This window comes from Lysinibacillus sp. VIII_CA, assembly GCF_049943995.1.
In the GTDB taxonomy this organism is placed as follows: domain Bacteria; phylum Bacillota; class Bacilli; order Bacillales_A; family Planococcaceae; genus Lysinibacillus; species Lysinibacillus pinottii.
Genome location: NZ_JBNFXM010000006.1, coordinates 127628 through 147830, shown reverse-complemented (window position 1 = coordinate 147830; position 20203 = coordinate 127628). Strand labels below are relative to the sequence as shown.

At 35.3% G+C, this 20203-nt stretch carries 22 protein-coding genes and 1 pseudogene; 3 read left to right on the top strand and 20 right to left on the bottom strand.

The genetic code is table 11. The features are described from left to right. Window positions 1-125 precede the first annotated feature (125 nt). The 17 genes from ACP3VS_RS10950 to ACP3VS_RS10870 all read right to left on the bottom strand — a co-directional run bounded on the left by ACP3VS_RS10950 (window position 126) and on the right by ACP3VS_RS10870 (window position 13986). Window positions 126-1412 (bottom strand): ATP-binding protein, encoded by a 1287-nt coding sequence (locus tag ACP3VS_RS10950; RefSeq protein WP_325881469.1) that lies wholly within the window; start codon window positions 1410-1412, stop codon window positions 126-128. Next, window positions 1405-2316, bottom strand: coding sequence for a tetratricopeptide repeat protein (locus ACP3VS_RS10945; protein ID WP_197148415.1), 912 nt, complete (start codon window positions 2314-2316; stop codon window positions 1405-1407). The genes ACP3VS_RS10950 and ACP3VS_RS10945 overlap by 8 nt, the downstream gene beginning before the upstream one ends. A 19-nt stretch (window positions 2317-2335) precedes the next feature. Beyond that, the gene (locus ACP3VS_RS10940; RefSeq protein ID WP_012294552.1) at window positions 2336-2785 is read right to left on the bottom strand and encodes a hypothetical protein; all 450 of its coding nucleotides are present in this window, start codon (window positions 2783-2785) and stop codon (window positions 2336-2338) included. 38 nt (window positions 2786-2823) lie between these two features. Further along, window positions 2824-3705 carry a tetratricopeptide repeat protein gene (locus ACP3VS_RS10935; protein ID WP_012294553.1) on the bottom strand — a complete coding sequence of 294 codons (882 nt, stop codon included), beginning with the start codon at window positions 3703-3705 and terminating at the stop codon, window positions 2824-2826. Window positions 3706-3722: 17 nt separating this feature from the next. Further along, window positions 3723-4157: a hypothetical protein gene (locus ACP3VS_RS10930; protein WP_031415973.1), complete on the bottom strand. Its 435-nt coding sequence runs from the start codon at window positions 4155-4157 to the stop codon at window positions 3723-3725. 478 nt (window positions 4158-4635) lie between these two features. Further along, window positions 4636-5061: a hypothetical protein gene (locus ACP3VS_RS10925; RefSeq protein WP_036216296.1), complete on the bottom strand. Its 426-nt coding sequence runs from the start codon at window positions 5059-5061 to the stop codon at window positions 4636-4638. 229 nt (window positions 5062-5290) lie between these two features. Continuing rightward, window positions 5291-5920 (bottom strand): DUF3885 domain-containing protein, encoded by a 630-nt coding sequence (locus tag ACP3VS_RS10920; protein ID WP_426388700.1) that lies wholly within the window; start codon window positions 5918-5920, stop codon window positions 5291-5293. 47 nt (window positions 5921-5967) lie between these two features. Continuing rightward, window positions 5968-6888, bottom strand: a complete 921-nt coding sequence (locus tag ACP3VS_RS10915) for an ABC transporter ATP-binding protein (RefSeq protein ID WP_200990348.1) — start codon at window positions 6886-6888, stop codon at window positions 5968-5970. A gap of 11 nt (window positions 6889-6899) precedes the next feature. Continuing rightward, window positions 6900-8111 (bottom strand): ABC transporter permease, encoded by a 1212-nt coding sequence (locus ACP3VS_RS10910; protein WP_012294557.1) that lies wholly within the window; start codon window positions 8109-8111, stop codon window positions 6900-6902. Window positions 8112-8128: 17 nt separating this feature from the next. After that, window positions 8129-9253 (bottom strand): ABC transporter, encoded by a 1125-nt coding sequence (locus ACP3VS_RS10905; protein WP_031415978.1) that lies wholly within the window; start codon window positions 9251-9253, stop codon window positions 8129-8131. A 584-nt stretch (window positions 9254-9837) separates the two neighbouring features. Continuing rightward, window positions 9838-9966 carry an SDR family oxidoreductase gene (locus ACP3VS_RS10900; RefSeq protein ID WP_426388697.1) on the bottom strand — a complete coding sequence of 43 codons (129 nt, stop codon included), beginning with the start codon at window positions 9964-9966 and terminating at the stop codon, window positions 9838-9840. After that, window positions 9944-10552 carry an SDR family NAD(P)-dependent oxidoreductase gene (locus ACP3VS_RS10895; protein ID WP_426388695.1) on the bottom strand — a complete coding sequence of 203 codons (609 nt, stop codon included), beginning with the start codon at window positions 10550-10552 and terminating at the stop codon, window positions 9944-9946. The genes ACP3VS_RS10900 and ACP3VS_RS10895 overlap by 23 nt, the downstream gene beginning before the upstream one ends. A gap of 366 nt (window positions 10553-10918) precedes the next feature. After that, on the bottom strand, window positions 10919-11797 hold the full coding sequence (hslO, locus tag ACP3VS_RS10890; protein WP_041658874.1) for an Hsp33 family molecular chaperone HslO: 879 nt from the start codon (window positions 11795-11797) through the stop codon (window positions 10919-10921). 386 nt (window positions 11798-12183) lie between these two features. After that, on the bottom strand, window positions 12184-12621 hold the full coding sequence (locus tag ACP3VS_RS10885; protein WP_012294563.1) for a MarR family winged helix-turn-helix transcriptional regulator: 438 nt from the start codon (window positions 12619-12621) through the stop codon (window positions 12184-12186). Window positions 12622-12927: 306 nt separating this feature from the next. Continuing rightward, complete coding sequence (locus ACP3VS_RS10880; RefSeq protein ID WP_031415983.1) at window positions 12928-13209, bottom strand: hypothetical protein; 282 nt, start codon at window positions 13207-13209, stop codon at window positions 12928-12930. A gap of 6 nt (window positions 13210-13215) precedes the next feature. Further along, a complete protein-coding gene (locus tag ACP3VS_RS10875) occupies window positions 13216-13605 on the bottom strand; it encodes an SHOCT-like domain-containing protein (RefSeq protein WP_197223921.1) in 390 nt (129 codons plus the stop codon). A gap of 12 nt (window positions 13606-13617) precedes the next feature. Next, window positions 13618-13986 (bottom strand): DUF2089 domain-containing protein, encoded by a 369-nt coding sequence (locus ACP3VS_RS10870; protein ID WP_426388694.1) that lies wholly within the window; start codon window positions 13984-13986, stop codon window positions 13618-13620. Window positions 13987-14536: 550 nt separating this feature from the next. On the opposite strand from ACP3VS_RS10870, the gene ACP3VS_RS10865 reads away from it, so the two are divergent. Further along, entirely contained in the window at window positions 14537-14872 is a 336-nt protein-coding gene (locus tag ACP3VS_RS10865; protein WP_031415986.1) for a 2Fe-2S iron-sulfur cluster-binding protein, read from the top strand. 109 nt (window positions 14873-14981) lie between these two features. On the opposite strand, the pseudogene ACP3VS_RS10860 reads toward ACP3VS_RS10865, so the two are convergent. Further along, a pseudogene (locus ACP3VS_RS10860) lies at window positions 14982-15170 on the bottom strand (SDR family oxidoreductase); the annotation flags it as partial. 203 nt (window positions 15171-15373) lie between these two features. Here ACP3VS_RS10860 and ACP3VS_RS10855 point away from each other — a divergent pair. Together ACP3VS_RS10855 and ACP3VS_RS10850 are read left to right on the top strand one after the other, a co-directional pair. Further along, window positions 15374-16339, top strand: a complete 966-nt coding sequence (locus ACP3VS_RS10855) for an arsenic resistance protein (RefSeq protein ID WP_426388744.1) — start codon at window positions 15374-15376, stop codon at window positions 16337-16339. A gap of 447 nt (window positions 16340-16786) precedes the next feature. Next, window positions 16787-18265, top strand: a complete 1479-nt coding sequence (locus ACP3VS_RS10850) for an Lsa family ABC-F type ribosomal protection protein (RefSeq protein WP_099805866.1) — start codon at window positions 16787-16789, stop codon at window positions 18263-18265. Window positions 18266-18400: 135 nt separating this feature from the next. On the opposite strand, the gene ACP3VS_RS10845 is transcribed toward ACP3VS_RS10850, so the two are convergent. Next, complete coding sequence (locus tag ACP3VS_RS10845) at window positions 18401-19225, bottom strand: sugar phosphate isomerase/epimerase family protein (protein ID WP_426388693.1); 825 nt, start codon at window positions 19223-19225, stop codon at window positions 18401-18403. Continuing rightward, complete coding sequence (locus ACP3VS_RS10840) at window positions 19222-20196, bottom strand: DUF6005 family protein (RefSeq protein WP_198695654.1); 975 nt, start codon at window positions 20194-20196, stop codon at window positions 19222-19224. The genes ACP3VS_RS10845 and ACP3VS_RS10840 overlap by 4 nt, the downstream gene beginning before the upstream one ends. Window positions 20197-20203 lie beyond the last annotated feature (7 nt).

Sequence of the window (20203 nt, the reverse complement as noted above, 5' to 3'; positions counted from 1 at the left end):
ACTTGTAATTTGCAAAGACACGCGATTAAAGTAACGACTATTTATATAAAAAGTAAACCTTCTAAACTTTGAATGTTTAAAAGGTTTTTTTCATGTTTTGCTATCAATATTTGGAGATAGCCATTTTATATATACCGTGCATGTGCTCGAAGATATTTTTCTACGTCATTATACAACCCTGATTGATTTGCGTATTTAACATAATTTTTTGCTGTACGAAGCCAATCTAATGTAGAAGGCTGAAGTTCATGTAGTGCCCTTACTAAGTCATCGGTAGTAATGGGTCTTTCATTACCTGAAAGTAATATTTCTTCTAGCACATACTCAGTAGCTAATTCCACTACATTTGCTATATCAGCGCCTGAGAAAAATGGCGTTTTGGCTGCTAATACGGCTGTATCAACATTTTCAACAAATCTTCCCTTTAATTTCAAATTAAAAATTTGCTCTCTTGCTTTTTCATCTGGTGGCGCTACAAAGATGAGCCGGTCAAATCTACCAGGTCTTTTTAGAGCGCTATCAACATCCCATGGTGTATTGGTAGCAGCCATCACAAGAACCTCATCATTGTTTGTATCCACACCTTCCATCTCGGTTAGAAACGTATCGATTATGCCACGAACATGGGAGGACGTTTGTGAACGACTCATGCCAATAGTATCTACTTCATCAAAAAACATAATGCTAGGCTTTTGGAAGCGAGCCTTATCGAATATGGCTTTTAAATTCTGTTCACTTACTCCTATATAAGGGTCTAAAATATCTGTGATATGAACGGGATAAAAATTAGCCTTACATTCTCCCGCTGTCGCTTTAGCAATATAGGTTTTCCCACAGCCAGGTGGTCCATAAAGAAGAACGCCACCCCCAACTTTTTTACGGAACTTTGCAAACAATCCCTTGTTATAAAATGGACTAATAATACGTAAGTTGATCGTTTTCTTTAAATCCTCAAGACCAGCAACATCCGCAAAAGTTACTATTTCCTCGATTTTTTTTATAGCCTTTTTAGGTGCATCCCCATCAATCACCCTAAACTTCGGTTCAAGGTTTTTTACTTTTCTATCGTCTAACTGTATGTCAGGAATGTTATCTTGATTATCCAGTTCCACCTCTGCTACTGTGTCTAGACAATGATCTACGATAGCTAATTCAGCCTTATCTTCATCGTCAATTCCAACGGCGCTAGCATCCTTTGGAGAGTGTTGAATTTGTAAACTAGCCTTTGTTAATTCCTGAATGATGTTATTTCGTAGCTCATCGTCCGAGCAAAAAGAAAGACCCAATGAATAAGTTTGAACCGCTTCAAGCCAACGATGCTGATCAGCTAGTTCTTTGCCAAGCCATAAGTAACCTTGTGGATCATTAGCATTTTGATCTACCATTTGTTGTAACCATTTTATTTTATCCATACTTGTAGCCCCTTAATTTTTTTAATCCCTTTACAAGAGGAAGTGATATCCATGTATATAGAGCTAATGCAATATAGCATTTTATAAATAGAACCGCTGCCGTATTAAAATCTAAACCTATTAATGAAAAGTAAATGACCACCCCTATCAGCCAAATACCAGCAGTACCACCTACAACTTCAACGAGGTGATTAGGTATTAATAGCGGGTGTCCTGACAGTTCAAACTCCTCTAATAATTCATACAATTCTTTATCCTCAGGGTTAAGTAGAAAGGCCTGTCTAAAATATTCTTGTGCTTCTTTTTCTTTGTTATGAAAGGCAGCATGGATTCCCAAGTGTAATAGTTTAGATAATTCACTATCACTTGAATTCATATATTGCTCTAATGCAAGGACTCGTTGTTTTTTAGGGCTATTAATCTCCTCTAATATAAAATAGTTACGCAATACAAAACTATTTTCAGGAGCCATCTCACGTGCTTTAGTAATTAATTGCTTTGCTTTTTTTCGATGCCCCATTTTTTTCATTAGAACTGCATAAGCAGCGTGGTTTTCAGCATCATCTGGATTGGCTCGTAATGCTTCTAGAAAAGCTTCCTCAGCCTCCTTCCAACGCTCCTTTTTCATATAAATAAATCCAAGAAAATAGAAAATTATTTCTTCACTATACCCCAAATGCAAGGCTTCCTTTAATTGCAATTCAGCTCTATTGTAATCTCCCATAAGATAATAACTGTAGCCTAAAATAAACCATAGTCGACTGTTTTCAAGGTGATCAGCTATCACCTCATGAATAAGTTCAATCGTTTGTGCATATTTCCCTATTTGAAAATAGTGTTCTATTACTTCAAATGTTGCCCCTTCATAGTTTTCATTCATTTCAATATCTTCACGTTCAATCATTCTGTAGTAAAGCTCCTTTTTAAAGCGCTAATAGGAATGCTATAGCGATAAATTCGATAAATCCAGAAACAATACATGCTAGAAAGCCTGGCATCCATAAGGACTCAGTTTGTCCACCAACAACTAGATGTTCTTTATAGGGCCTATTTAAAAAGGCGAAAAAAATAAAATAGCCCGCCACTGCAATAATTCGTCCAAAAACCTTTATGTAGTCTTCATCAATCGCTAAGATTCCTTGTCCAATGGCATAAACCATGATTAGTTTTCCTATAATTAGTAAACCACTAAGAATCGTTAGTATTCGGATATATTTTTTTTCAAGCTTTAACCACTTAGCATTTTGCATACCTAATACTACAATGGCAAAAATTCCACCAAAAAAAGCGACGAAAAATAAATTGTTTACAACATAACTTCGTGTTCGATCCTCATTTTCGTTTAGTAAACTAGGTTGATAAATATGTTCCATTATTCCTTAGTTGTCTCCTTTTCAATTTTGTTCCTTCCTTATTTAGGGCTCTTCCATTTTCTTAAGCCTTTTACAATGGGAATAGATATAAAATAATAAAGTGTGAAAAAAATAGAAAAGCGAAGAAGGTGATTGACAAAGTTATCATTGGAAATAAGCTTGTCAAGAAGCAGGCAAAGTATAAGCCACATTATGAATACAAATCCAATGCCGCCTATTCGCTCTACTATACGGTAAGGAAGCAAAAGCGGGTGAGTTTTAATTTCCAATTCCTCTAAGTTCGATAAAATTCTTTTATCCTCAGGTTTTATAAGAAAAGCTTGTCGATAATATTCTTTAGCTTCCTTAAATCGATTATTAAAGGCAGCACTCCAGCCCAGATGAATTAACTTTGCAAACTCACTATCCGCTGAATTCATATAAAGAGCTAGTGCAGTATTGTGCTTTTCCTTTTTTGCAGCCATTTCAGTAAGGGTATAGTGGTATAAAACGGCTGTGCTGTTAGGATCTAATGCTAGAGCTTTTTCTACTAATAAACTGCCTTTTTTTCTATGACCTGTCATTTTCATCAAAATTGCATACGCTGAATAAACATATGCATCATTTGGATTATTATGTAATGCTTCCAAAAAAGATTCTTCTGCTTTTTGCCACTGTTCCGTTGCCATATAGATGCCGCCTAAAAAATAGTAAATGACGCCTTTATCATATCCTAGCTGAAATGCTTTAAGAAATGGCTCAAATGCTTCTTCATATTGACCTATGGAATAATGACTGACAGCTAGCATATACCATAATTCCTTATTTTCCATATCTTCAGCCATCCGTTGCTTCACTAAGGAAATAACATTTGTGTATCTTCCAATCGCAAAATAGTGTTCAATAAGAGCCATAGGTGTATTTTCTTTTTCACTGTTCATGCACATAAATTCCTTCCCTAATTAGCTAGGACACTATTTCTAAGAAAACCATCTATAAAGATGGAAATTAAACAATAGATAATCCCTATCCAGTACAGGGATTTTGTTTCCCCCACAAATACTAAATGTTCTTTATAAGGTCTTTTCAAAATCACCAAAAAGATAAAATAACTTACTCCAGCCAGTAACCGATTGATTAGCAAATCCATTTCAGCGGAAAAAGGAAGGAAAACATAAAAGATTATAGTAGCCGTATGGAGAAATACACTGCTTACTATTAGTAGTCTGATGTAATGCTTCTCTAGTTTAAGGGCGTTGGCATTTATAAACCCAACGATCGTAATGGCAAGTAGACCTCCAATAAAGGCAACGATGACTAAATTATGTATGCTAAAGCTTTTTGTCCTTCTTACTTTCTTACCAGTTAAGCTTGGTGTATAAAGTGAATGCAACTAACCATAAGCCTCCTTCTATTTAGTACCTATCCCATTGACATTTCGTATTATACATTTATTTATCAATAATGGAAACTATTTCTTTAAATGTATAAGCAGATCATTTATTGAAATGCTTTCTGTTAAAATTACTGTTTTCATCGTTGAATGTTAGAAACATCTTCATAATCATTAAATGTTCGTGTTTAATCCAAAATGGACGGTCTCCAGTCGATGGAGAAAGCGCATTTCATAGGTTAAAATACGAATATTTTAAATATGTATTTGATTAATAGTTCGTTTTTATACTTTTTTTGCTTTAAACCTTTTTGGTTATACGTATTTTTCCCATTTATTAGTTCCTTTAAAAAAGTAGTGAAATTTAAAAAACATAAAACTCCTAATACTGGTATGACAAACAACGTATAAATAACATAACGTAAACCCCCTTTTTCATTAAGAATTGCCTCACAAAATAATCAAATAAGCGACATCTTTAGCTTAATAAAAAACGGTCCCATACCTTTTCATCCACCCAGAAAAAACCTTCGTGCGAACAAGCTGCTAATAAACATTGTTCATCTTCATAAAACATTAAATCCTCTGGTAATTCTGGCGTAATCCAACCAAAAAGTGAATCGCTATGCTCCTTCAAGAATTGAGCAGTCGTATCATTTAATAGAAAGTAAAAAACAAAGGCTGTATGCTCGCCAAGCGTTGTTGTCTCCCATTCATTTTGAACCTTTCTTTCGATAAGCAGGTTTTCAATAGGTGCTATTAGCTCATCGACAGCGGCTAAGCGTAATTCTTCATTTTCCATCAATTGTCTGTTCTCAACAAAGGCAAAGCGGCTACATCGTTTCGCTAGTATATCAATAAGCTGATAATAGCGTTCCCCCCTTATATTTTCAGTAATCATCATCAATTTTCTGTTTCCTCCTCGTCCATACTCAAGAGATAGCGCATAATTTCCATTAAACGGCCTTGTAAGCCCTATAAAAAAAGAGCTGCTGGTGCAACTCCATGATTTTGAATGAAATATTTTTCCTACCCTTTGCTTGTCATAACGAAATGGATGCAAAAGCATAAAAGCTTATGTTGATTAATTCCTGCATCTATTCATTCCATTGAGAATGTGTAACGCTGTCATCTCATTTGCAATTATCTATCCAGTTCCTAAATTTTAGACCTACAGGTTTTATCGTTTCTTTATTCGTCGCGATGACCTCACAACCTCTATCATCATAAATAAACAAGATAACATTTTTCGTCAAATTAATAAAAAATACATCTGGATAGCTATAGCCTGTACCAAATTTAGGCTTTAAGTGGAAATCTTCATTACAGGCTGCTTGGATAAGTAATACATAGTGAATATCTTGTTTGCGGCACTTTAAGGAAAATTGTGAAATATAAACATCCTCATCATCCAATACATACGGCAAGGTTTGTTGTTTTAAATGGTATTTTAACTCTTTATTTTTTATATAACGATGATAAACCTTTATGCGCTTTTTCTTACTTTCAGCAGGCTTATACTGATAAACATTTGTCACAAGTAAAATCTCATCCGAATACGAAAAAATTTCGTTGAAAACGGCCAAAGCTTGATGGTATACATCATTAAACATGGCTAGATTTAGACGACCATTATTTTTCCATTGATAAAATCCAGTCCCAAATTCAACGTGAATACCAATATCCCATTGCTGAAAAAGGCTAGGTGTTAACGTGAGTCCAGGAAAAGTCTTATTTAAATATTGTTCTACATCTATCGTCATTCACTCAAATCTTCCTTTAATATAATCTAGCATAAAATTGAAAAAAACTAGGTCACATTTTTATACTCATGATAATACATAGAATACAAATCATTTAATGTCACTTTTCCAAATGCAAAATCCACTACATTTCTCTCCACTAAAAAAGATGTAAGCGAACTTAATAAAGCGGCTTCAGAGCTTGGTAAATGAATTAATGTGATTCCATTTGTAAGAGTTTGAAGTTTGATGTTTGGAAACAGCTCATACAACTGTTTTTCAGTAGGATGCTCCATATTTTTTACGCGAATTGTTTTAATATGTGCTTGACTGAAACCTTCTATTATTTCATTGGTATCCACTAGTTTTCCTTCGTTAAACAAGAAAATTCGATCTGCATATTTCTCTAAATTATCGAGTAAATGTGAGGCAATAATAATAACCTTTCCCTCCGCCTTTTTCTCTACTAATATCTTCGAAATAATTTCTACATTATTTGGATCAAGTCCGTTCATCACCTCGTCCATCATCATAATGTCCGTATCCGTCACTATTTGCATAGCAAAGCAAAGGCGCTGGCGCATACCCAGAGAATACGTGCCTGTTTTTTTATTCACATAATGCCCCATATTTAACATTTCAATGGTTTCATCTATAAGTTTTAAATCGGATTGCCACATGGTTGCAAATATTTTTAAATGTTCGCGCCCGCTTAAGTGATTATACAAGTCACTTTGGTCTGGCATCATCGACACAAAACTATGAATTTTTACTTCATTTGATTTATTCGAGTAGCATAGACCATCTTTAAATACTACTTTCCCTTTCATAGGCTTTACATAATTCATCAACACATTCATAAATGTGGATTTTCCTGTTCCATTTGGTGCAACAAGTCCAATCATTTCACCTTGCTCAAATGTCATTGAGATATCATTTAACACTTTATTTTCCGCAAATTGCACAGTAATATTTTGAATGTCAATCACCTGTGTCCCTCCTATTTTATTAGCTTATACCGTCTATTCATAACAATAAGCAGCATGAATAAAATGACGACTACAGCTAAGACTAGTAACAACTGTAATCCTAAATTGAAATCTAAATAATCGTTCATATAATAAAAATTTCGTTGTTTTGATACAATTTGTCCGACTTGAATGTACGAGGTTGGATAAATTTGAATATCCCAAAAGTAGCCAACATATCGGCTGAAATAAAACTTCTCCCCAAAAATAAGGAGTAAGCCGATGGCGACATTCATCATCTCGTTACGGAATAGGATACTGAACAATAATACAACGTTGATGATGACCATAAACCAAGTTAAAAGCAGAATGAGGGTTTGTCCTAAAAACATCCCTAAAGTCATCGGTTCAAATTTACCCTCCTGACGCCAATCGAGATGAGGAGCATACATGGGTGATGGTAAATTGAAATTTCCAAAGCCGGATTGTAAGCCTATAATAATGAACCCAGCAAAAAGTGGTACAAATAATACGAAGCTACCTAGTAGTGCAACGATCATTTTCATCAATAGCTTTTTCCAATCGCTAATAGGAAATCCTTTGATAATAGATGGATGACGGCGATCTTTTGTCACGATATCAATAGCTAAAAGTAGTACACACACAATTAAAATAACAGGTAGTAATCCCTTTAATAAACGCTCTAACGTTTGAAGGGCTGTCCGCTGTTCGAATATGTCCATGGATAATTCATACTTTGCTTCCGCGTAAGTATCATAACGGGCTGCCTGCTCTAAATAAGCATAAAAGGCATCATCTTCTGCATAATCATTATTTTTTATAAAATACTTTGAGTTATAGGAGAATGAATCACTTTTGTATGTAATCGCATTCGTAAAGTAGTACCAATCACGAGTTACCTCGGCATATTTTTTTAGGTCCCCCTCCTCTAATGCTTCTAATCTTGCTTTATCTAGTGGATTAATTTGCCCAAATATCTCAACAGCATAAATGATGGCAGGATGTAGACTATATAAGTTGCGACCTTCCATCGAATTTAAAAACTCTTGCCGTGTTAAATAGCGAGCCTCAATTTCTTCATATTCGACTTGCTCAATCGGATCGTATGCGGGTGCTAATTTAAATACATAAAAAAAGGTTGCAAAAGCAAGCAAAAAATAGATGGCTAAGTTTTTCTTATTCGTAAAAAATTGTTTGAATTCAAATTTGAAATAACTCCACATGCTTATGAGTACCTCCCCTATGCCCTTTTGATTTTCCCTGTTGAGAAAAACGTTTTAATAGTGAACAACATTAAAATAATACAGATAAACAAAATAAGTAAGCCAAGATTCATCGTAATCTCAACAGGCTGTGCTAAATCAACTGGTACGCCTCGTAAAATATCATTGAAGTTCATGAAATTAAAAGGATTATAGGGAAATACACTAATTAGTGATGGAAAAATCATCGGTAAAAAGAACAAAATAAAGTGTATAAATAATGTTAAATACATATTTTTCAGTAACACATTTAATATAATCGACAATAGCATGACGAAAATGGAAATGACGAACATATAGCCAAGGCTCATCGCGATATATTGGATGGAAGAGATTAATACAGCATCTCCTACGTATATGCCTACTGGATCTTGTGGGTTGCCAAGTCCATTTAATACCCACAATGGACTAGCGCAAATAAAAATGAGTAAAAAGCTTGTGATGATGGTGAACAAAGAAATCATACATTTGGATAAAATATAAGAATCAAAACGAACAGGAAAGCCTTGAATTAAACTAGAATGCTCAAAATCATCTAGCAAAATAGAACTTGTTTGGAAGCTAATAAATATGTACCAGCCTGCACCTACGTAACTAAAGAAAAATAATAAGAAAGGTATGTATTGAAATAAGTCAGTTATTTTATCCCTTCCCGCATCATTCATCCATTTAAAATAAAGATAGTCCATCGAATTTTGTAATTTAGAGGGTAATAATTCTGCGATATCATGGTATCCTTCTAATTGGAATGCCTCTTGTCTTAATTCAGCAAGCTGAAGTGACGCCTCATAATACATGGATTGTCTGTCCATCGTTAATGTGGCTATTTGCAATGCAATCTTACTTTTTTGCTTCGTTAAATTTTTAAATATATCGCTGCCATCACCTGTTTCCGAGGCATCCTTCACCTGAAACTTTGATAGTATGGCCTGTGTTGAATAATAATCACCCTTTTTTTCAATAAGCTGATTACCAACGGCTTGCGCCTTTATATAAAACATAAAGCCAAAAACGATCATGACAACAGCTATTAGTGCAACTAAATTTCGTCGATTCGCTCGCTCTATCACTAGACCTACTTTTAATGCTTTTAACACGGTCATCCTCCTAGCTTCTTCAATGTGAAAGTCTTTAGATTACTATGATAATGCTTTGTGGATATTTTTTCAATTTTTTGTATATTAAAGGTTTAGAATATTACGAATAAAAAGACTAACGATTTTGGAGGAATAGCAAAATAATAATAAGATACTATATAATTTAGTTCCTTTTTAATAACTAAACTATTAAACCATTCAAATTTTCATGTTGCGTATTATTAGCTTTCAATTTTGTATAGTCATTATCAATGCACCGCTTTAAAAATAGTTTTTTCGTTACAGGTACATTCATCACGACAAAAGTAAAAGGACTGCTTTTGACAGTCCTTAAATGATCTACTATTAAAATGGCTTGAATGCCTAGTACCACATATATTTCTGGAACCCTATCTTTTCTACAATAGCCACAGCAGGCTTGTTCATAGCCCTACAATGCGAATAGGCCATCCAATTCTTCTTTAAACATTCTTGAACATCATGGTATGCGAGTTTGAGCAGGTTTTTCTTGGTGAAACTCTATTATTTCGATATCTATGCCATGTTTATTAGCAGCAACAAAGCCTGAAATACACGTTCTACAATGTTATTTATCTCCCACCACTAACATTTATAATTTCACCAAGAATATAATTGGAGGCATCAGAAGTGAGGAAGGCAATTACTTCTGCTATTTCCTCAGGGGTTGCAGGCCGTTTAATAGGTACAGTTGAAGTCATACGAAGGTGTTTCTACCATTCCTGGCGCTACCCCATTTACAATAATCCCATAGTCAATTAGCTCTCGTGACATACCAATCGTCATTGTATTTATCGCTCCTTTAGCAGATGCATAATGAATACTTTCTCCCGCTCCTCCAATTCGTGCAGCCGCCGAAGAGATATTGATAATTTTTCCGGATTTTTTAGGAATCATATACTTTAATACAGCTTGGGAACATAAGAGAACACTAGTAACATTTAAGTTGAACGTTTCTTCCAATAGTCTTTCACTTATATCCATAAATGTGCTTTGTTGGATACCTCCTCCAGCGTTATTAACTAAAACATCAATCGCACCAAAGGAGGAAATAGCTTGGTCAACCATTGCATTCACTTCTTCTTTATTCGTAACATCAGCTTGAATGGCCATAGCCTCTCCATCCTTTTCTTGAATACGTTGGACAGCTTCCATGGCTCCATTCACATTTGTATGATAATGAATAATTACTTTAGCGCCTTTAGATGCCATCAGCTCTGCGGTAGCAAGCCCAATACCGGAGCTTGCGCCTGTGATGAGAACAACCTGTCCTAATAAGTTCTGCATAGCTTCTCTCCTAACAAATGTTTACAATAGTTATTCTCCATTTCTATGGTAAACCCTTTTAAAGAAGCTTCGATATACATGTTTAACTATCGCTATTATGTTGGATTGTTGCGGGGATTAAATCCTTGCTTATTCAGTCCATGTCTTGTGAAAAAGATTTTAATTGAAAGGTATCTGAATAGATTTAATTTCAGCTAAAGTTCAAATCTATTAGCTAATCATATAATAAAATGCTTTTCTTAATAAAGAACATGATTAAGTGTAACCAAAAAAATGAATGTACGCTAAAAAGAACGGAAGTCAGTTCCTTTAGCGTGCATTCATTTTACCAATGTGGGTATAAATTTTGGTTACTTATTTTAAAGATTAAACGGCCTGTTCTAACATGGCTTCTAATTCACTTTTGTTAAATTGATACGTTTCATTACAGAAGTGACATTGTGTTTCTGCTTGACCATCTGTTTCAATCATATCTTGGAGTTCTGCGCTTCCTAAGCTAACTAGCACTTTAGTAGAGCGATCTTTTGAGCAAGTACATTGGAATAGTACTTCTTGTGTTTCGAGAATTTTTACATTCCCCTCTCCTACAACCATAGTTAGAATTTCTTCCGGTGTTAGGCCATCACGTACCATTGCTGAAATGGTAGGAATTCTGTCCAAACGCTTTTCAATTTCTTCAATAATTTCTACTGCTGTACCAGGTAATGCTTGAATAATAAAGCCGCCTGCTGCTTGGATTGTATTATCAGGGTTCACGATCACTCCTACCCCCACTGAAGAAGGAATTTGTTCTGACTGTGCTAAATAGTATGTGAAATCTTCCCCTAACTCCCCTGAAATAATAGGTACTTGTCCTACAAAGGGTTGTTGTAGACCAATATCCTTTGAAATCGTTACCATACCATCTGTTCCTACGGCTCTTCTAACATCTAATTTGCCAATACTGTTGAGGGGGAAATGTGTTTGCGGATTCGTAACATATCCTCGTACTTTTCCATTCGCGTTAGCGTCTACAAGGATTGTACCTAAATCGCCTCCACCATTGATTCGAATGGTTAATTTATCTTCATTGTTTAACATAGAACCAAGCATCACGCCGAAAGTCATTGAACGTCCTAACGCTGCTGATGCAGTCGGCCATGTATAGTGACGATGTTGTGCTTCACCTACTGTATCGACTGTCCTTGCTGCTATTATTCGAACCTGTCCGTTATAGGCTAAACCTTTTACTAAATAATCCTTCATTATTATCTCTCTTTTCTTCATTTTATTAAAAGATGAATCTGCATCATACATCATCGCCTTTTTACGCCACAAGCCCAACAATTTGCCCATCGACGATTCAATAATCTAATGATTGTGTTATACATGTCACAAAGACCTCAGTTGCGTATGAGTGCCGTCTGTAAAAATACATGTTGTCATTTCTCTTTTATTGGCATGGGCTTCTGTTTCTACATAGCCAATAAACAGCCTACGTATTGTAAAGCACATAGTGGGAAAAATTCGTTAGTCCAAGAGTCCTTTATTTCACTATGTCTAATATACATCTACGTGTTGAGAGGACAAATTCTATACAAATAGTTCAATTATGAACTATTAGAGGGAATAAAAGTTAGAACATAGCTGCTCTAACTCAAATTACCTAACACTTTTTGAAGTAGAGTAAAAGAAGTAGCTTTCTCCTCCTCACTAAATCCATGAAACATTTTGGTTGTCAGATGATCAAAGATTTCTTCAAAATATTTCTGGACCTCCAGTGCTTTTTTAGTTGCAACCACATACATGACTCGTTTGTCCTGGCTATGTCCCTCTTTTACAAGATAACCAGACTTGACTAAACGGAGAATCATTTCAGTAATCGTTGATTTTTGTTTTTGCATTGTATCACAAATACATTTTATTTGTATGCGTCCCCCATTTTTGTACACAACGTATAACAGCATGAAATGGCTTGGGGCTAAGTCCGTGTAGCCTAATCGTTTTAACTCTTGTTTTAATTCATCTTGTACTGCGGTAGAAATTATGGAGTTAAATAAAATTGCTTCATGTGCTTGTATCTCTGCCATTCATATCACCGCCTTTAGAATAGTTCAATTTTGAAGTTATTTCAACTTATATACTCATTTTTCCACAATGATTTTCGGTAGCCATTTAGTAGCTAGATGTAAGTTATGATTGATAATAGATGTAGAACACTTTAATGGTTATCTGACATCTAGCGTGGTGATTTCGCAGAAAAACCTATATAGGTACAAATTCATGGACGAATTGGATAGTGGTTCTATTAAACTTTTTTTGACGTGTTTATTGGTAGCGAATATGTAAAAAAAACCACCTACTATTTCAGATGTAAGTGGTTGTATGTCAATAAATTATAATTTAACTTTTACTACTGTACCATCCTGTGCTTTGACATCAACTAGCACGATGCCTTTATAATGCTTGAGCTCCTGGACAATGGGCTTGAGTGTTTTTTTGTCTAGTGGCGGCAAAGTAAAGTTCAGTTTTTTTCTTTCAAAGTATTCTTTTGTCCATTTGTTTATATTCCGCTGAAATAATGGTGAAGACAAAATGGAAATAACAATATTTAACATAGCATATGGGATTGGGATGGTAAGCCGAACATCCTTTGTTTTCACTTTGACATGTATCATCAGTCACTAGTCAATGAACACAGAAACGGAATCCCCGTTTGCCGATTTAATATCAACGATTTGGCCATCTAATTCGTTTTCGATGGCTTCCATTATAAGATTAATATCTAGATCTTTCACGTATTTTTCCGATTGAGGAATACTAGCTGCGATACTATGTCCAGCCATTAATACCACCTTGACCAGCTTGATAGGTAAATTGACTGTTACGTTATCATTTTCAGTTGAGACAATACGAACTTTTAAAGTTTTATCTAAATACTTAGCTGGTTTATCTATTAGCTTATTTCCTGCTTCATCTTTCTCTTGCAGTACTTGAATAAGTTCTGAACCTTTTTCTGCATCGATTTTTCCTTCCTGAACCATCGTTAACACTCGTGCAATTTCCTCTTTCATGATCATTTCCTCCTATTCCTCTTTTAAAAGCTTAATGGCTTCTTCCGCTGTGATTTCACCCTTTTCTAGCAGCGTAACAACATTTTTCTCGTCTACTTCATTTTTCTTCTTCTTCTCCACATGTCCGAGAGATGAAATAATATCTGTTAGCTTTCCTCGAACTGTTGGATATGAAATCCCAAGTTCTTTTTCAACATCTTTAATATTCCCTCTACAAGTTAAAAATACTTCCACAAAATGAAGCTGATCCTTTGATAAGGAGGCCAGTTTCGATAATTCAAACTCATTTTCGATTATAGTGTGGCAATGAGAGCACTGCAACTTTGTAATTTTCAATGTTTGACTGCAAACAGGACAATTTGTGATTACTTGATAGGCCATAATGAAATTCCTTTCTTTAGGTTGATTTGATTATATAACAAATAATTTAAAAAATAAATAATTAAGTTTAATTATTTATCCAAAAAAATTAAAAATATTAATATGTAGTTTAAAATAATTAATTTTTACAAAAAACGTTAATATAAAGTGAAGAGACTATATAGAAATGGAGTATGTAGGGGCAATATGGGAAAACAAAAATTCGCCTTCGTTCATCGATTTCAATCCAAGATACTGAAATAGTAGTAGTAAAGTAGGCACTTAACCCAATTTTAAGTGCTTGCCACCGATAGAAGGTTAGAAAGTGACAAGAAAATTTCCCCATATCCAAGGGAAATATATCCCCCATGTACGGCGGATTTGGGCGTAATCCTTTAAATAGAGTGGTTTTCCCAGCATATGAATTGGAAGGATTTCCACCATACAAGTATCCTCGCTAGGTATTATTGTTCAAATTGATTTTTGTATAAAAATAGCAGCATCCATACAAACTGATAAAAACATTTACTTCGTTAACCCCATAAGGAAAAAATGAAGGGAGTATTATTAGATGCCATTTGTCACCGTGTTTGGAGGAAAAACTTTTGAAGTTGAGGAAGGAAAAAAACTAGTGCTAGCACTTGAGGAAAATGGGATAGAAATTTATCATCAATGTGGCGGAAAAGCTAAATGTACCACTTGTAGAGTGGAGGTTTTAGCTGGTGAGTATAAAGATATTTCAAAAGTAGAAAAAACAGCCTTCGCTTTAAAAAATATAGATGAGAATTTATATGACGACTGCTTACGACTATCTTGTCAAATCCGTGTCATTAGTGATATTACTGTTCGCCCCATTCTAACTTCTGAAAATACAAAGGGCAATAGAGGACCAAGACCAGCAGAATAATCCTTAATGTTAAAGAAACGCGGAGGCTAAACCCGCGTTTTTGTTCTTAATATTTATGTTTTAATAGTATTCCAAGGCTAATGATTGTATTTATATGATGGAAATTTTCTTAAAATACACTGCGTACTAATCCACCATCAATACTTAATGCAGAGCCATTGATGGCAGATGACAGTGGACTACATAAAAACGTGACGAAATTAGCAATTTCCTCTGGGCGAATAAGTCGTTGTATAATAGAAGTTGGTCGATTCTCCTTCATAAAGCGCGCTTCAGCTTCTACCATTGTCAAACTTTCATGATATGGAGTCGTTCTATTAGCTGATTTCTACTGACTCCGTACCCCCACCCGAATGGGGATAGGTATTTTCTTGCGATTAAAAATCTGTTTTTATGAAGGAATTTGCTTATATCATCCAATAAGGTCCTATTATATGATACTTTTATAGAGGAATTCCCCTAGTAAATATACGGGGTTAAAAAAATAGGAGTTCAATGATGATGATTGCAAGAGAAACATTAGAAAGAAATCAGATTTCCCTGTATGTATTCGTTTTATTGTTGGCAGGAGGTATAGGGTTATTCGCCCCTGAGATGGGCATCCATTTAGACATTACCATTTCATTTGTCATAGCTATTTTAATGTATAGCATGTTTTCACAAATTCCTTTTACTACATTAAAAGAATCCTTTTCTAACCGTCGTTTTTTGGGAGCTCTGCTAACGGTCAACTATATAGCGGTACCCATTGTTGTTTGGCTACTAACTTTGTTTTTACCAAACCACCCGCCTTTATTACTTGGTGTCTATTTAGTATTACTGACACCTTGTATTGATTATGTCATTGTTTTTACAGCACTTGGTGGTGGTAATGAAAAAGCTATGCTGATTTCCACACCTATTCTTTTCATTACCCAAATGCTATTACTCCCCTTCTATTTGTGGTTATTCATTGGTCATGAAGCATCGGAAATAGTTGAAAAAGGTCCTTTCCTAGAGGCATTTTTAGAGCTGATCGTCATCCCATTAGTCATTGCTATTATTTTTCAACTACTAGCTAAAAAATCAATAATTGGTCAAAAAATTATTCAATTTTCTGCATGGCTACCTGTTCCGTTTATGGCGTTAACATTGTTTGTTGTTGTAGCTTCACAAATTGGAAAACTATCGTCGTCCATTGATTTGATTGTAAAGGTCATTCCAATTTATATTGCCTTTATGCTTATCATGCCATTTATTTCAAAACACATCGGCAAACGTTTCAAACTTGATCTTGCATCTGGTCGAGCTTTAATTTTTAGTGGTTCAACACGCAATTCACTTGTCGTTCTGCCCTTAGCCTTATCTTTACCGGATTCAATTCATACAGTTGTGGTTGCTATTATCGTTACACAAACGATTGTCGAAATTATAGGAGAAATCATGTACATTCGTATTGTGCCTCATTTACTGTTACGCGAACAATAGGCTGATTTGTCATTCATGAAAAAATTTGGTACGATGAATATACAATTATGAGAGGACTGATGGATGAACAATGATGAACTAATCTATATTTTAAGTTGAAATCAATCACTTCAAACTACAAAATATAGGATTAGTCTGTCCATTTTTATCAATCAGTTTATACTTTTTTCGCCATTTTCCTATGGCAAAAAGGTCCTTTATTATTACCTGTAACCGACTAATCCTTCCAATGAAATTGGGGGGATTTTTTTATTCTCTCATAGTTACATCAAAATTCAAAAAAGGAGTGTGGAAAATGAGCGATTTAGACACAATTGTTACACATGTAAATCTCCGTATAAGTCGTTAATATCCATCCTACTTATGCGGAGACATGAACACCAGATGGATATGCCGACTTTGTATATAAGAAAGAAAAACGTGTTGCTATACAAAGGAGGAATTATCATGTCAATGATACAAGTTCAAAATTTAACATTTTCCTATCCAGGTAGCTTTGATCCTATTTTTGAAGGTGTTAACTTTCAATTAGATACGGATTGGAAACTAGGATTTATCGGTAGAAATGGTCGAGGGAAGACAACATTCTTTCATTTATTATTAGGGCATTATGAGTATAGTGGGAAAATTAATGCTTCGGTAGACTTTACTTATTTCCCCTACCCTGTTGCTGATCGAAACAAATTTACGTATGAAATATTTGAGGAGATTTGCCCGCAGGCAGAGGATTGGGAGTATCTTCGCGAAATATCGTATCTACATGTAGATGCGGAGGTTATGTATCGCCCCTTTAATACATTATCGAACGGAGAACAAACGAAGGTATTGCTTGCTGCCCTTTTCTTGACGGAGGGCCAATTTCTATTAATTGATGAGCCGACTAACCATCTAGATACAGATGCGCGAAAAATGGTTGCTAACTATTTGAAGAAGAAAAAAGGATTTATTTTGATTTCGCATGATAGAACGTTTTTAGATGGCTGTGTGGACCATATCCTATCCATTAATCGAGCAAATATTGACGTTCAAAGTGGTAACTATTCTTCATGGAAGTTAAATTTTGATAGACAGCAGGAGCACGAGGAAGCAACAAACCATCGTCTACAAAAGGATATAGAAAGATTAAAACATTCCTCGAAGCGTTCAGCAGGCTGGTCCAACCAAGTCGAGGCTTCCAAAAATGGGACGACGAATTCAGGTTCTAAGCTAGATAAAGGCTTTGTCGGACATAAGGCGGCTAAGATGATGAAGAGAGCGAAGCACATTGAATCAAGACAACAAAAAGCGATTGATGAAAAATCAAAATTGCTAAAAAATGTAGAAAAGACGGAGTCATTAAAATTAGAGCCATTGACGTTTCAGTCAAAGCAACTAATGACGTTGACCGATGTATCTGTTCGATATGATGACCAAATGATTAATCAGCCATTAAGCTTTAAAGTTGAGCAAGGTGATCGTATTGTCCTTGATGGAAAAAATGGAAGCGGAAAAAGTAGTATTTTAAAACTCATTCTTGGAAACGACATACAGCATACGGGCAACATTCATGTAGGCTCGGGTCTCATAATATCCTATGTTCAACAGGATACTTCCCATTTGAAGGGATCGTTATCGGATTTTATTGAAGATAACGGCATTGATGAAACATTGTTTAAATCCATCCTTCGTAAAATGGATTTTGATCGAATCCAATTTGAGAAGGATATTGCTCATTATTCAGGTGGACAAAAGAAAAAACTACTTATTGCCAAAAGTTTATGTGAGAAAGCACATTTATATATTTGGGATGAACCACTTAATTTTATAGATATCTATTCCCGTCTGCAAATTGAAGAGCTCATCCAAAGCTTTAATCCTACAATGGTGTTTGTAGAGCATGACCAGGCATTTCAGCAAACCGTGGCAACCAAAATTATTTCTATGTAGCTAAGTAGGAAACTATAAAAACTGAACGTTTGTAAATCAATAGCTCTCTAAGCGTATCTCCCTAATAAAAAGACAAAATCCCAAGGAAAAGATGATACATATTTTTCCTTGGGATTCTCTATAGCCTTATACTTATTATATTTGCACCAGCTGCAAAGCCTTCTTAACATCGTGAATATCTTTTGTTAAAACACTCTTCACATTCGATCCAAACCATTCCAGTGAGGCATCTATCTCCATGGTTGAATCTACTTCCGCTAGGAATTCTCCATAATCAATGACTCCTTCAAATAATGGAACCATCCCTTCTCTAGACCCTGATGCAGCATAAACATTATGTGGTGCAAAAACATCAAGTTGTGTACGGGAGGCAATATTTTTAAAGTGGAAATGTAAAATATAAGCACGAAGTTGCTCCATAGCGATAATAGGGTTTATCCCTGATTCCCATACATGTAATACGTCAAAATTTACTCGTAGCCTTGGGTGATTCGTTTCTTCGAGTAGCTGCATGGTTGATGGTAAATTATCTGTCAAAGTGTTCGGATGAGTTTCAACAAGTAAATATTGTCCCTTTGACTCAAGATAATCACAGAGCAATTCTAGTCTGAAAGTAAGTTCCTCTCTTTCTTTCTTACTTGTGTCTGAGCTGCCCTTCTTTCCGACAAATGTACGAATCTTATTGGTTCCCCAGCGTTCCGCAAGTGCAGATAACCTCTCCGTTTCAGCCATCATCTCAGAAATAGGAGCATCTAATGGTAAATAATCACTAAGCATGCTCGTTTCCAAACCGAAAGATCTTAACCAATCCGCTCCATAATGAAGGTCATCAGCCAAGTTCTTTGCATGAACACCCCAGAGCTCGATCCCTTGAAAGCCTTGAGCTTTGGCAAAGTCAGCCAATTGATCTATTGAGTGAAGATAGTGGCGAAACGAAATTGTACAAATAGATAGTTTCATAACTGGACCTCTTTCTTATGCTGTAGTGTTAACCATGCTTGAAAACATTCATGTAATCCTTGCTTTATGTTGAACTCAAGAAGATTTTGTTTTGCTAACTTCGCAAAAATATCTTCTGTTACTAGCGGGTCTTGCGTCATCGCAAGTTTCATCACCCGATACTGAATCGTAGTATAGCCATTCACTAAACGCTCAATATCATCACACCATTTATCAAAGCCTTCTTCAGCGCGGCCAAGTGCTTCCCAAAAAAATGCAAACGCATGCTCATATGCATACTTTCTAATCGCTATAACTGGCAATTGTTTTATTGCATCTGGAAGTTTTGATATACTTTCTTTGTCATTCCCAGCAGTATGCTCTTTAATAATTTCAGCAATGGTATCTGTCAATGGATTACAATGAAGCTTGATACATGTATTAAAATAGGCTTCCACCGTCTCGGTAGTTGGAGCAATGATTGTCTCCGAATCAAAGTAATAGCCTCCTCCTACAGATGGCTCTTGGATAGCAGCTAAAATTCTTTCCTTCGGTAATAACCCTTCCCAGCGAAAATCAGGATCATACATGAACCACTCTTCTTCATTTTCTGTCGATTCTAGCATCACATAATGAGGGAATGGACTTTGATGAAATTTATTCTCTCGTTCTGGAAGCTTCGATAAATCTAACATTACCATTACATGTTGCTGGGGAGATTTATGCGCTAATAACCCTAGTAGCTTGTTGATATTTTCTTGTTTGGTTTGTTTTTCGTCATACCATTTGTAAAGCTTGATGCCATAGAGCATTTCATACCATGTTTGAAAGAAATAATGATCTATTTGTTCAGAATGGTATGTGAGCACACCATTATCAAGCACATCGAAATCTGCATCCCATACCCCAAAATAGTAAGGCCTATGATCGACACCCTTTGTCTTCTTAATAACCTCACAAACACAGCTTACAAAACAATGAACTTTTATCATTTTTAGC

Excerpts from the sequence above, each read along its gene's own strand:
- ACP3VS_RS10950 (WP_325881469.1), bottom strand. The coding sequence starts at position 1,412 with ATGGATAAAATAAAATGGTTACAACAAATGGTAGATCAAAATGCTAAT.
- ACP3VS_RS10945 (WP_197148415.1), bottom strand. The coding sequence starts at position 2,316 with ATGATTGAACGTGAAGATATTGAAATGAATGAAAACTATGAAGGGGCA.
- ACP3VS_RS10940 (WP_012294552.1), bottom strand. The coding sequence starts at position 2,785 with ATGGAACATATTTATCAACCTAGTTTACTAAACGAAAATGAGGATCGA.
- ACP3VS_RS10935 (WP_012294553.1), bottom strand. The coding sequence starts at position 3,705 with ATGAACAGTGAAAAAGAAAATACACCTATGGCTCTTATTGAACACTAT.
- ACP3VS_RS10925 (WP_036216296.1), bottom strand. The coding sequence starts at position 5,061 with ATGATGATTACTGAAAATATAAGGGGGGAACGCTATTATCAGCTTATT.
- ACP3VS_RS10920 (WP_426388700.1), bottom strand. The coding sequence starts at position 5,920 with ATGACGATAGATGTAGAACAATATTTAAATAAGACTTTTCCTGGACTC.
- ACP3VS_RS10910 (WP_012294557.1), bottom strand. The coding sequence starts at position 8,111 with ATGTGGAGTTATTTCAAATTTGAATTCAAACAATTTTTTACGAATAAG.
- ACP3VS_RS10905 (WP_031415978.1), bottom strand. The coding sequence starts at position 9,253 with ATGACCGTGTTAAAAGCATTAAAAGTAGGTCTAGTGATAGAGCGAGCG.
- ACP3VS_RS10900 (WP_426388697.1), bottom strand. The coding sequence starts at position 9,966 with ATGACTTCAACTGTACCTATTAAACGGCCTGCAACCCCTGAGGAAATA.
- ACP3VS_RS10895 (WP_426388695.1), bottom strand. The coding sequence starts at position 10,552 with ATGCAGAACTTATTAGGACAGGTTGTTCTCATCACAGGCGCAAGCTCC.
- hslO (WP_041658874.1), bottom strand. The coding sequence starts at position 11,797 with ATGAAGGATTATTTAGTAAAAGGTTTAGCCTATAACGGACAGGTTCGA.
- ACP3VS_RS10885 (WP_012294563.1), bottom strand. The coding sequence starts at position 12,621 with ATGGCAGAGATACAAGCACATGAAGCAATTTTATTTAACTCCATAATT.
- ACP3VS_RS10880 (WP_031415983.1), bottom strand. The coding sequence starts at position 13,209 with ATGATACATGTCAAAGTGAAAACAAAGGATGTTCGGCTTACCATCCCA.
- ACP3VS_RS10875 (WP_197223921.1), bottom strand. The coding sequence starts at position 13,605 with ATGAAAGAGGAAATTGCACGAGTGTTAACGATGGTTCAGGAAGGAAAA.
- ACP3VS_RS10870 (WP_426388694.1), bottom strand. The coding sequence starts at position 13,986 with ATGGCCTATCAAGTAATCACAAATTGTCCTGTTTGCAGTCAAACATTG.
- ACP3VS_RS10865 (WP_031415986.1), top strand. The coding sequence starts at position 14,537 with ATGCCATTTGTCACCGTGTTTGGAGGAAAAACTTTTGAAGTTGAGGAA.
- ACP3VS_RS10855 (WP_426388744.1), top strand. The coding sequence starts at position 15,374 with ATGATTGCAAGAGAAACATTAGAAAGAAATCAGATTTCCCTGTATGTA.
- ACP3VS_RS10850 (WP_099805866.1), top strand. The coding sequence starts at position 16,787 with ATGTCAATGATACAAGTTCAAAATTTAACATTTTCCTATCCAGGTAGC.
- ACP3VS_RS10845 (WP_426388693.1), bottom strand. The coding sequence starts at position 19,225 with ATGAAACTATCTATTTGTACAATTTCGTTTCGCCACTATCTTCACTCA.
- ACP3VS_RS10840 (WP_198695654.1), bottom strand. The coding sequence starts at position 20,196 with ATGATAAAAGTTCATTGTTTTGTAAGCTGTGTTTGTGAGGTTATTAAG.